At 39.8% G+C, this 11947-nt stretch carries 8 protein-coding genes; 2 read left to right on the forward strand and 6 right to left on the reverse strand.

The window, feature by feature from the left end; all coding sequences use genetic code 11:
• Positions 1 to 72: 72 nt before the first annotated feature.
• The 3 genes from DXC23_RS09735 to DXC23_RS09745 all read right to left on the reverse strand — a co-directional run bounded on the left by DXC23_RS09735 (position 73) and on the right by DXC23_RS09745 (position 4204).
• Positions 73 to 1647, reverse strand: coding sequence for a peptidoglycan-binding protein (locus DXC23_RS09735; RefSeq protein ID WP_117705948.1), 1575 nt, complete (start codon positions 1645 to 1647; stop codon positions 73 to 75).
• A 338-nt stretch (positions 1648 to 1985) separates the two neighbouring features.
• The gene (locus tag DXC23_RS09740) at positions 1986 to 2651 is read right to left on the reverse strand and encodes a YcxB family protein (RefSeq protein WP_117705950.1); all 666 of its coding nucleotides are present in this window, start codon (positions 2649 to 2651) and stop codon (positions 1986 to 1988) included.
• 278 nt (positions 2652 to 2929) lie between these two features.
• Positions 2930 to 4204: a cation:proton antiporter gene (locus tag DXC23_RS09745; protein ID WP_117705952.1), complete on the reverse strand. Its 1275-nt coding sequence runs from the start codon at positions 4202 to 4204 to the stop codon at positions 2930 to 2932.
• Between the two features lie 497 nt (positions 4205 to 4701).
• Here DXC23_RS09745 and DXC23_RS09750 point away from each other — a divergent pair, with 497 nt between their 5' ends.
• Positions 4702 to 5424 (forward strand): leucine-rich repeat domain-containing protein, encoded by a 723-nt coding sequence (locus DXC23_RS09750; protein WP_117705953.1) that lies wholly within the window; start codon positions 4702 to 4704, stop codon positions 5422 to 5424.
• Positions 5425 to 5488: 64 nt separating this feature from the next.
• Entirely contained in the window at positions 5489 to 8110 is a 2622-nt protein-coding gene (gene adhE, locus DXC23_RS09755) for a bifunctional acetaldehyde-CoA/alcohol dehydrogenase (RefSeq protein ID WP_117705955.1), read from the forward strand.
• A 658-nt stretch (positions 8111 to 8768) separates the two neighbouring features.
• Here the strand turns inward: adhE and gatB are convergent.
• The 3 genes from gatB to gatC are packed head-to-tail and all read right to left on the reverse strand — an operon-like array spanning position 8769 to position 11925.
• Positions 8769 to 10181 carry an Asp-tRNA(Asn)/Glu-tRNA(Gln) amidotransferase subunit GatB gene (gene gatB / locus DXC23_RS09765; protein ID WP_117705958.1) on the reverse strand — a complete coding sequence of 471 codons (1413 nt, stop codon included), beginning with the start codon at positions 10179 to 10181 and terminating at the stop codon, positions 8769 to 8771.
• On the reverse strand, positions 10178 to 11635 hold the full coding sequence (gene gatA, locus DXC23_RS09770) for an Asp-tRNA(Asn)/Glu-tRNA(Gln) amidotransferase subunit GatA (protein WP_117705960.1): 1458 nt from the start codon (positions 11633 to 11635) through the stop codon (positions 10178 to 10180). The genes gatB and gatA overlap by 4 nt, the downstream gene beginning before the upstream one ends.
• An 11-nt stretch (positions 11636 to 11646) precedes the next feature.
• Positions 11647 to 11925 carry an Asp-tRNA(Asn)/Glu-tRNA(Gln) amidotransferase subunit GatC gene (gatC, locus tag DXC23_RS09775; RefSeq protein ID WP_022233846.1) on the reverse strand — a complete coding sequence of 93 codons (279 nt, stop codon included), beginning with the start codon at positions 11923 to 11925 and terminating at the stop codon, positions 11647 to 11649.
• Positions 11926 to 11947: the final 22 nt, after the last annotated feature.

The raw sequence follows: 11947 nt of genomic DNA on the forward strand, positions 1-11947 counted from the left end.
AATATCACACTGAAATAAATTTTGCAACACAAAAGCCGTATCATATGGACAACCATAAGATACGGCTAATATTTACCAGTAACGAGCCTCTGTCTTTACTCTTGTGTAAGATTTTTTACTTCTTGCTCTGCGTGCTTTTTTAGATGCCTTAACATTTTTAATAATGAAAACACCGCCAAAAACTGAGAGTAAAGCAAGTACAACTACAAACCAAAGTCCTACATTAAGGTTGCGCTTAACAACTGCTGAGAAAAATACAGGTGCATCAGCTGATGTATTTGAAAGCGCTTTCTTTGTAACCTTGTTTGCGGCTGACGCTACAACTGCGGCTGAATGTGCGTAGTTCTGATTCTGTGTGTTCTGCAATACGAACTGTGAAGAACCGCCCTGCGGCATTGCGTACGGGCCTGTATATTCTACTGAAGTAGCAAGAGCATATCCGTTATTTGAAAGTGCTGTTGCCGAGAACATTGCCTGATATGTAGCCTGATCTACAATACCTGTTGCCTCAAGGTTGTTAGCAAGCTGGAATGCCTCAACAGCCTGTAAGGTTGTTTCACCAAAATAGCCTGTTGCAATTTCGTTAAAGAAACCAAGGATTGCAAGTCTGTTCTGAATTGTAAGTACTGCGTTACTCTGATCGCCTAACTGATATGTAGGTGTCTGTTCTGCAAGCAATGCCTGAGCATCGGCATATGTAGGACAATCGTCTGAGTAGAGGACATCTCTGTCTGTACCCGAAATACCGTCTACCGCAACTCCTGCTGCCTGCTGGAACTGAGTGTACGCAGCCTCTGTTGCATCATCAAACTTACCTGTTACTTCGCCTGTATAATAACCAAGCTCCTTAAGTCTTTCCTGAATCTTCTTTACTTCGTCACCCTCATCACCGTTCTTATATAAGCTCGGCTCTGTCTGAGATTCTTCCTTTACCTCTTCAGTTGAACTGCTGTCATCATTTGTTGATGAATTATCAGAACTGCTGTCCGAAGAGCTGCTGTCCGAAGAGCTGTTGTCTGAACTTGAGGAACTGCTTGACGAATTTGATGAGGACGGATTTGACGGGGTATCGCTTGATCTGCCCTTTGAGTCAAAATAATAGGTTGTTCCGTCAATTGTTCTCGATGTATTTACAATGTATTCGCCGTTTTCATAATAATAATAATCACCGTTGAACTGTTCCCAACCGTTTTCAATATAATCAATAGCGCCTACCTTGTACCACTGTGTCCAACCCATATAATCAAGGGTGTCATAGCATACATCTTCATCGTCATTTCTTGCATCTACTGCCATACCGTCACCGATATAAACACCGACATGGCCATCCATATGAAGTCCCAAGCCGTGTACTCGTGGAATACCGTTGCTTATGTATCCACTCTCGCTCGATGCATAAAGCTGTGAATCGCCGCCTCTTGCGTTACCTCCGCAATAGGAATAGATAAGTCCAGAGCAGTCTACCGTACCGGGAGTAGCTCCGCCGTAAACATAGCTCCAACCGCTGTAATATGCATTGAGCGCCCACTCTGCAAGACCTGCGCCTGTGCCGGATGCGTGAGCTGTGGTACTGCCTGCGGCCGCACAAGCACCCGAAAGCATTGTCACACTCAACAGCACAGAAGCAATTTTCTTACTTCGCTGCATTATAATTACCTCCAATTGTTTTAAGCGCAATTACAGATGATTAGTTACATCAAAATTACACTTATTAACAAAACTGTAATAATTATAGCAGATAAGTCATAAAAAATCAACCCCTTGTTTAGTATATCTCCCCCTTTTTGGTAAAAGGCACAATAAAATTAGGTTTTTGTTTCTAATTAAGAATTATATTTGAATATTCGGTTACAAAACAAGTAAAATTTTGTAACATTTTGAAATAATTAGAAATTGTATGATAAGATTTTAAAAAGATTATATCATAATTAAGAAAAAAAGTTTCTATTCTAAAAGTTGTGGTAACATTTAGAATAGAAACTTTTTTATAAGACGGCAATTATTAAATTAATTAAAAACAGAACGATTGCAAGGCACATAAAAACAAAGGCAACCTTCTTTTGATTGGTAACATTAATAACAACTTTCTTTTTAATATTAGGTGATTTGCTGAATATGTAAGAAATAAAATCTACATTATTGGTGTTGTTTTTTATATCTTTGCCTATAATCAAAAACAAATTAAACTGCAATTTTAAAAGAAAGTATTTTTCGGTTTTGTAAACTCCCGTAACGCTTGAATAATCAAATTCTCTTGATGTATCCTTTGTTACAGTGATAATTTTTTCGCCAAAATAAGTAGTGTGAGTAATGTACTTTTCACCGGTAGTAAACAAAGCTCTTTTATAGTTGTTTTTAATAGTTCTCTGTGTTTTAAAATATATTACTCCCATAAGCAAAATGATTACTGCGGATAATATCATATATAATTGAATATCACTTGTAGTTTCACTGTGAAAATAATAATTAAAAGATTTTAGGATTAATATTCGTGTTGTTATAAAACCCGTTATGATAAATTCAATTATAAATATTATTGCCAATCTTTTATAGCTTACATTGTTAAAGTCTAAATAATCTTGTTCGTTCATTACAATTTTTGATTCGAAATCGTATTTATAATCACTGATATTTATATTTTCATTATCCATTTTTACCACCTCAATATAATGTTATCATAATGATAAGTAAATGTAAATAAAATGGTATAAAATAATAAATTATGGCTTATTGCACGATTAAGACTAAATAATTTTAAAATTTAGGTCAAGCCTTTTTAAAGGTTTTGCCCACACCCACGACCTTAAAAAAGGTCGACCAAAATTTTATAATTGCTTGATAAAGCATTTTACTAAACCACAATTTATCTCAACTTCTGATAAGCAAACAAAAAAGCCGCTCTCATAAGAGAACGGCTAATCTGATAAAATTATTTATCTTCGCTCTGTGTCTGTTTGAAATCATTGTCAGAAATATTATAGGTAGCTCCTACACCTTCCTGAGCAAGTTTCTTTTCGTTTTCAATCTCACTGTCCTTTTTATCAGGCCACTTTGAATAAAGAACCTTCAAAAGAATAGGAGTAAGAATAGAAGAAACAATAATAAGAATGATTACAGCTGTAAAGAACTTTGAGTCCATAAGACCTGCGTCAAGTCCCTTTTGTGCAACAATAAGTGCAACCTCGCCACGGTTCATCATACCGACACCGATTTTGAGTGAATCAGGAACATTGAACCTGCAAATCTTTGCCATACCGCCGCAACCGATAATTTTAGTTACAAGAGCAACGGCAACAAGTGCGATTGAGAACCATAATATCTGCATATTAAAGTTATCAAAACTTGTCTGCAAACCAATGCTTGCAAAGAAGATAGGTCCGAAAATCATATATGAGCTGATATCCATTTTTCTTTCAATATAACCTGCATCGTTAATATTGCAAAGAATAATACCTGCTACATATGCACCTGTAATATCGGCAATACCAAAAAATTCCTCTGAGCAATAAGCTGCCGCAAAGCAAAGAACAAGTCCGAAAATCGGGATTCGTCTTGAATGAGGCCAATGCTTGCTGATCCATTTAAAGAGGAAGTAAAGTGCAAAACCAAGAACGATTGCAAGTACAAAGAACAAAATTGTCTTGATGCAAACATCAACAGGTGAAACATCAGGACTCTTAAATCCGATAACAACGGTAAGAAGAATAATACCTATAATATCGTCAAGTATCGCTGCGGAAAGTATCGTTGTGCCGACCTTTCCTTTAAGATGTCCCATTTCCTTGAGTGCCTGTACTGTAATACTTACAGATGTTGCGGCAAGTACCGTACCCATAAATATGCCTTCGTAAAGCTGAGTGCTTGGAGTACCGAAACCAAATCCCATATAAACAAGCATACCGCCTACAAGAGGAACAGCTACACCGGATAGTGCAATCAGCAATGCAACAGGTCCTGTTTTGACAAGCTCCTTGAGGTCGGTTCCCAAACCGGCTGAGAACATAAGTAAAATAACACCGATTTCCGCCATGCCTGAAATAAAATCGTCCTTAACTACAAGGTTTAGCAGTGAAGGTCCGATGATAAGACCGGCAATGATTTCGCCAACTACCTGCGGTGCTTTTAGCTTACGGGCAAGAAGTCCACAAAGCTTAGCTGCAACGAGGATTATGGCAAGGTTTTTTAAAATAAGCATTAAATCCATAGATGCGCCCCTTCTCCCTATACATATTTATATAGGAAATATAAAATTTTTCCACCATATATTTTAGCACTTTTGCTTTAAATTTCAAGACAAAAAATTTAAAAATATAACAGTTTTCACTGTTTTGTATACATTGACATTTTTTTGTCAAATTGGAATACATTTATGTATTTATTGGATACGGTGTTTATTATCTTTTTTCATAGAGAAATCGGATAATTTCATATTAGAATTTTAATGATTATTACGCTGAAAACACACTAAAGCAAAGTGTTTTAAATAGGCTTTTCAGGCAAGAATTACTTGCTATTTTGTCGATTGTGTCATAATAACATTACCTTACTACCGATTTATTATGTAATGCGATAAAAGTTACTTTTTACAAAAAAAAAGCGAAAAAAACATTGACAATTATTTAACAAAGATGTTAAAATGTTATTACTGAGAGTTAGATAGCTCAGTACTGGTACTAAGTTTTTGAAAGGATCCTTCAAATTATGAAAAAAATATTATGCGCACTTATTGCAGGAGCAATGTGTGCAACAATGGTATTCGGCTTAGCCGGCTGCGGTTGTTCAAATAAGAACGAGCCCGGTTATACCGTTGAAGCTACAAAGCCTGACCTTACTAATAACGGCTTTGGTTATTACATTGTAAACAGCAATGAGCTTATGGTAACGGAATACACAGGTAATGAAAAAAATATTGTAATTCCGGACAGCTACAACAACTACAAGGTAACTTCTATCGGTCCTAACGCATTCAGCGATAAGGAAATCGAAAGCGTAACTATTCCCGATACGGTAACTGAGATTGAGGGTCATGCTTTCCAGTCATGTGCAAATCTTAAGACGGTTACACTTTCCAAAAATCTTAAAACATTAGGCAATAATGTATTTTTTCTCTGTACTTCTCTTGAGCAGGTAACAGTTCCGGGTTCTGTAACAGACCTCGGTCTTTACACCTTCCAGGGATCGGGAGTTAAATCTGTAACTATTGAATCAGGCAGCCTTGAAGAAATCAGAGAATATGTTTTCTATCAGTGCCCTGACCTTACAGAAATCAAAATTCCGGCAAATGTAACTAAAATGTCTGAGTACAGCGTATGTGAAAACAAAAACGCTGTTACTATAAATGCTCCAAAGGGTTCATATTCTGAGAATTATGTTAAATCCTACGGAAAAACCAACAACCTTACTTTCAAGGCTGTTGAAGAATAATAAGTCATCCATTTTCAGCTTTATGCTGAATAAAATACAAAATGCAAGATAAGAGGTAGATTTAATGAGCACAAAAGAGTATCCGATCGTAGAAAACGCAGAGACTTTTGAGGCAGCTTTAGCAAAGGTTAAAGAAGCTCAGAAGATTTTCGCAACCTACACACAGGAACAGGTTGATAAGATTTTCCTTGCAGCAGCATCCGCAGCTAACAAGATGAGAATCCCACTCGCTAAAATGGCTGTTGAAGAAACAGGCATGGGCGTAGCTGAAGATAAGGTTATCAAGAACCACTTCGCTTCTGAGTACATTTACAATGCTTATAAAAATGTTCAGACTTGTGGCGTTATTGAAGAAGACAAGTCATTCGGCATCAAGAAGATTGCAGAGCCAATCGGTGTAATTGCTGCCGTTATCCCAACAACAAACCCAACATCAACAGCTATCTTTAAGACACTTATCTGCTTAAAGACAAGAAACGGTATCATCATCAGCCCACACCCACGTGCTAAGAAGAGCACAATCGAGGCTGCTAAGGTTGTTCTTGAGGCTGCTGTTGCAGCAGGTGCTCCGGAAGGAATCATCAGCTGGATCGACATTCCAAGCCTTGAGCTTACAAATATGCTTATGCAGGAAGCTGATTGCATCCTCGCAACAGGTGGCCCCGGCATGGTTAAGGCTGCTTATTCTTCAGGTAAGCCGGCTCTCGGCGTTGGTGCAGGTAACACTCCTGCTATCATTGATGAGTCAGCAGACATTCTTCTTGCTGTAAACTCAATCATTCATTCTAAGACTTTCGATAACGGTATGATTTGTGCTTCTGAGCAGTCAGTAATCGTTGAAAAGAAGATCTACTCAAAGGTTAAGAAGGAATTTAAGGCTCGTGGCTGCTACTTCCTTAACGATGAAGAAACAGAGAAGGTTAGAAAGACTATCATCATCAACGGCGCACTTAACGCTAAGATCGTTGGTCAGAAGCCTGTTACAATCGCTGCTCTTGCAGGCGTAACAGTTCCTGAGGAAACAAAGATTCTTATCGGTGAGGTTGAAAGCGTTGATATCAGCGAGGAATTCGCTCATGAGAAGCTCTCTCCTGTTCTTGCTATGTATAAGGCAGAAGATTTTGAAGATGCACTTGCTAAGGCTGAGCAGCTTGTAGCTGACGGCGGTTACGGTCATACATCTTCACTTTATGTAGACGCTGTAAATGACACAGCTAAGATTGACGAGTTCGCTGCAAGAATGAAGACTTGCCGTATTCTCGTAAACACACCATCATCACAGGGTGGTATCGGTGACCTCTACAACTTCAAGCTCAGACCATCTCTTACACTTGGCTGCGGCTCATGGGGCGGTAACTCAGTATCAGAGAACGTGGGTATTAAGCACCTTATCAACATTAAGACAGTAGCCGAGAGGAGAGAAAATATGCTTTGGTTCAGAGCACCACAGAAGGTTTATATTAAGAGAGGCTGTATGCCTGTTGCTCTTCAGGAACTCAAGGATGTTATGGGCAAGAAGAGAGCATTTATCGTAACTGACTCATTCCTTTACAAGAATGGTTATACAAAGCCAATCACAGACAAGCTCGATGAAATGGGCATTGTTTACACAACATTTGCTGATGTTGAGCCGGATCCATCACTTCTCTCAGCTCAGAAGGGTGCAGAGGCTATGCGTAAGTTTGAGCCTGATGTAATCATCGCACTCGGCGGCGGTTCAGCAATGGATGCCGGTAAGATTATGTGGGTTCTCTATGAGCATCCGGAGGCAGACTTCCAGGATATGGCTATGCGTTTCTGCGATATTCGTAAGAGAGTTTACACATTCCCTAAGATGGGTGAAAAGGCTTACTTCATCGCTGTTCCAACATCTTCAGGTACAGGTTCTGAGGTAACACCATTCGCAGTTATCACAGATCAGGAAACAGGCGTTAAGTACCCACTCGCTGACTACGAGCTTATGCCAAATATGGCTATCGTAGATGCTAACAATATGATGAGCGGTCCTAAGGGTCTTACAGCTGCATCAGGTATAGATGCTGTCAGCCACGCACTTGAGGCTTATGCATCAATGATGGCTACTGACTTTACAGACGGTCTTGCACTTAGAGCTCTTGAAGTTATCTTCAAGTATCTCCCGGCTTGCTATGACAACGGTATGAATGAGCCTGTTGCTCGTGAGAAGGTTGCTCACGGTGCTACAATGGCAGGTATGGCATTTGCTAACGCATTCCTCGGCGTATGTCACTCAATGGCTCATAAGCTTGGTGCATTCCACCACATTCCACATGGTATTGCAAATGCTCTTATGCTTGAGCAGGTTATCCGTTTCAACTCTGTTGATACTCCTGCTAAGATGGGTACATTCCCACAGTACGATCATCCAAAGACACAGGCTCGTTACGCTGAAGTAGCAAGATTCCTTGGTCTTGGCGGTAAGGACGATGCTGAGAGCGTTGAGAACCTTATTAAGGCTATCAATGACCTTAAGGCAAGAGTTGGCATTAAGAACTCAATCAAGGAGTACGGCGTTGATGAGGCTGACTTCCTTGCAAGACTTGACGATATGACAGAGCAGGCATTCGACGATCAGTGCACAGGCGCTAACCCAAGATACCCACTCTTCAAGGAAATCAAGCAGATGTACCTCAATGCTTACTATGGCAACAACAGCGAGACAGTTTAATAGATAAATTATTTCGTTACTTCTCTCCCCCGTAGTTTTCTACGGGGGATTTTTATGTGGTTTAGTGCTATGTTTTGTAGTATAAATATAAAATTTAGGTCAACCCTTTTTAAAGGGTTGCGGGTTTGGGCAACGTCACAAATACTTTATGCTTTTTCAAATTCTGATAGCCAAACGGCTTGTCATTTGGCGGCTTGAACAAACAAATAGCGTAAACCTTTAAAATTGCGACAGTAACAAAGAAAAAGTACGCTACTAAACTACTCTTCAAGGGCAAATTAGCCACACACGCAAACTTTTGCGTCCTTTGGAATATCTTTTCTCTACTGACATTCAAGTGCAACTCTCTTGCTCTCTGCCACTCATTAGTCTTAACTTTTGTTTTCTACTAAAGTCTTGAGCAATCTAAAGTTTAGTTATTCTATAATATAATTACAACTGTTTATTTATATTTCAATTTAGTTTGTTTTTATTATTTTATGGGCTCTGCCCAAACCCGCAACCTTTGAAAAGGTTGACCAAACTTTTATATTCGGGACGAAAAGTTTGCCTTTTGCTTTACTTTGTTGCCCGACCGATAATCAGCTAAAATAAGTAAAAACACATAAGCCACCTTTGAATTAAATCAAAAGTGGCTTTTACTACTCTAAATATTTTATCAAGAAATCATTTCTTTGATTTTCTGTTCAACGGCAACTGCGTCTGCTTTGCCTCGGCTGTTTTTCATAACATTACCTACAAGCGACTTAATAGCCTTTTCCTTGCCGTTCTTGTAGTCCTCAACAGCCTTAGGATTGCTCTCAACCGCCTGTTTGCAAAGCTCGTTTACAGTATTTTCGTCAAGTCCTGCCATATCGCTCTCACTGATAAACTCAAGTGCGCCCTTACCTGTATCAAGCATTTTCTCAAGTGTTGCCTTAGCAAGGTTATTGCGAATCTTACCGTTGTCAATCAACTTAATAAGCTCGTTAAGCTGCTCAGGAGTTGTAGCAATATCAAATGTTTCCTTGTCAGCCTCGGTTTCTGTTCTGCGGAAAATCTGACCGATAATAAAGTTAGATACAGACTTTGCGGATTTTACACCCTCGCAAGCCTTATCAAAATACTCGCTGATTTTTCTGTATTTTGTAAGAAGTTGAGCATCTTTTTCGGGAATTTCAAGTTCTTCAATATATCTCTTGCATTTGTCAGAAGGAAGTTCAGGCATTTCAGCCTTAAGGCTTTCTACTACATCTCTCGGAACATTGATTGTAACAAGGTCAGGATCTCTGAAATAACGGTAATCGTGAGCGTCCTCTTTACTGCGCATTGAAGATGTAGTGTTTGTTGCATCATCATAACGGAGGGTTTCCTGCACTACTTTGCCGCCGCTCTCAATTAAATCTACCTGACGCTCATACTCATACTCCATTGCTTTGGCAATATTTGTAATTGAGTTCATATTCTTAATCTCTGTTCTTGTTCCAAGAGTTTCACTGCCCTCAGGACGAACAGAAATATTAACATCGCAACGCATTGAGCCTTCCTGCATACGGCAGTCGGAAATTCCTATATAGCGCATTACCTGCTGTAATTTTTCCACATACTCCTTAGCCTCGTCAATAGAACGAATATCAGGCTCCGATACAATCTCGATAAGAGGAACACCGCCACGGTTGTAGTCGACATATGTGTCGCCATGCTGATGAATGAGCTTTCCTGCATCTTCTTCAATATGAATATGGTGAAGTCTGATTTTTCTGCCGTTAGAAAGCTCTACATAACCGCCGATTGAAAGTGGCGCATAAAGCTGGCTGATCTGATAAGCCTTTGAAAGGTCGGGATAGCAATAGTTTTTTCTATCCATTTTAGAAATCTCTGCAATTTCGCCATGTGTAGCAAGACCTGCCTTAATGCCAAAGTTTACAACCTCTCGGTTCAACTTTGGAAGTGTACCGGGAAGTCCGATACATACAGGACAGCAATGTGAGTTAGGTGCACCGCCAAACGCTGTTGTACATGAGCAGAAAATTTTTGTCTTTGTAGCAAGTTCAATATGGGTTTCAAAACCCGCAACTAATTCATATTTCACAGCTTAACACCCCACTTTGTATCCTTAAAGTTTTCTCCGGCAGCCTGCTGATACTTAAACGCTGCATTTAAAATTTCAGCCTCGCCAAAACTCTTGCCGATAAGCTGCATACCGATTGGCATACCGTTTGCGTTAAATCCGCACGGTACGGATACACCCGGAAGTCCTGCAATATTAACGGGTACGGTACAAATATCTGTAAGATAAGTTTCAATCGGATCGGAAACTGCGTGACCCGCCTCGAAAGCAGTCATAGGAACTGTTGGAGCAAGAATTACATCACAATGCTCAAATGCATCTGTAAATGCCTTTACAATAGTTCCACGCAAATTCTGTGCCTTTTTATAATAAGCGTCATAATAACCGGCAGAGAGTACATATGTGCCGAGAAGAATTCTTCTCTTAACTTCCTCACCAAAGCCCTCTGAACGGGTGCGGCAAATCATATCATGAGTGCCGTTATAATGCGGTGTTTTATAACCAAAACGAATACCGTCGTATCTGCCGAGGTTTGAAGATGCCTCTGCACAGGCAATAATATAATAAACAGGAAGAGCAAACTTAAGTGCGGGCATATCAAAATACACTATTTCTGCACCGAGTGATTCATAAACTTTTGCGGCATTGAGAACTGCCTCTTTTACATCGTCACGAATACCGTCAAGATATTCACGGGCAATACCGATTTTCATACCTTTGATGTCATTGTTGAGCTTTCCGTAAGTTGCGCCGCCGACATTACCCTTTGAAGTGCTGTCTTTTTCGTCATACTGTGAAATTGCGTCAAATACGATAGATGCGTCCTCAACGCTCTTTGTGATAGGTCCAATTTGGTCAAGTGAGCTTGCATAAGCGATAAGACCGTAACGGGATACACTGCCGTATGTCGGCTTAAGACCTACGATACCGCAAAAACTTGCAGGCTGACGGATAGATCCGCCTGTATCCGAACCGAGTCCGTAAGCCGCAATATTAGCGCCGACAGCACTTGCTACACCGCCTGATGAACCACCGGAAACATACTTTGTATTAAACGGATTCATTGCACCGCCAAAGCATGAGGTTTCACACGAAGAACCCATTGCAAATTCATCCATATTTGTTTTGCCGAGCATAACGGCATTTTGTGCGGAGAGATTTTCCCATACTGTTGCATTATAAATTGGCTTGTAACCCTTAAGAATTTTTGAACAACAGGTTGTTTCGATATCCTTTGTAGAAAGATTATCTTTAAGTGTCATAGGCACACCCTCGAGCATACCGATTTCCTCGCCCTTTGCAATCTTTTCGTCAACAGTCTTTGCTGTTTCAAGCGCTGTATCCGCAGTTACATTTACATATGCGTTAAGCTCGCCGTTTGATTTTTCTATTTCTTCAAGATAGCTTTTTGTAAGCTCAGTACACGAAACCTGCTTGGAAACAAGCATTTCGTGAATTTTTGCAATACTACCCATTTTTACACCTCTTATTCTCTGCCTCTGACAAGGAAATGTGACTCTGCCTGCTCAGGCGCATTTTTCAAAATTTCCTCGCTGTCATATGACTCAACCACAACATCCTCACGAAATACATTTGAAAGGTTGTTTATGTTGTCAAAGCTCTCACCGCTTGTGGGAGCATTATTGATTGTATCGGCAAAATCTATAATTTCCTGCATTGACTGAGTAAGACTGTCAAGCTCCTCTTCGGGAACAAACAGCTTTGAAAGCAACGCAATGTTTTCAACATCTTCTCTTGTTACCATAGAAACCATCCTTTGTATAAAC

The organism is Eubacterium sp. OM08-24 (assembly GCF_003438075.1).
GTDB lineage: Bacteria > Bacillota > Clostridia > Oscillospirales > Acutalibacteraceae > Ruminococcoides.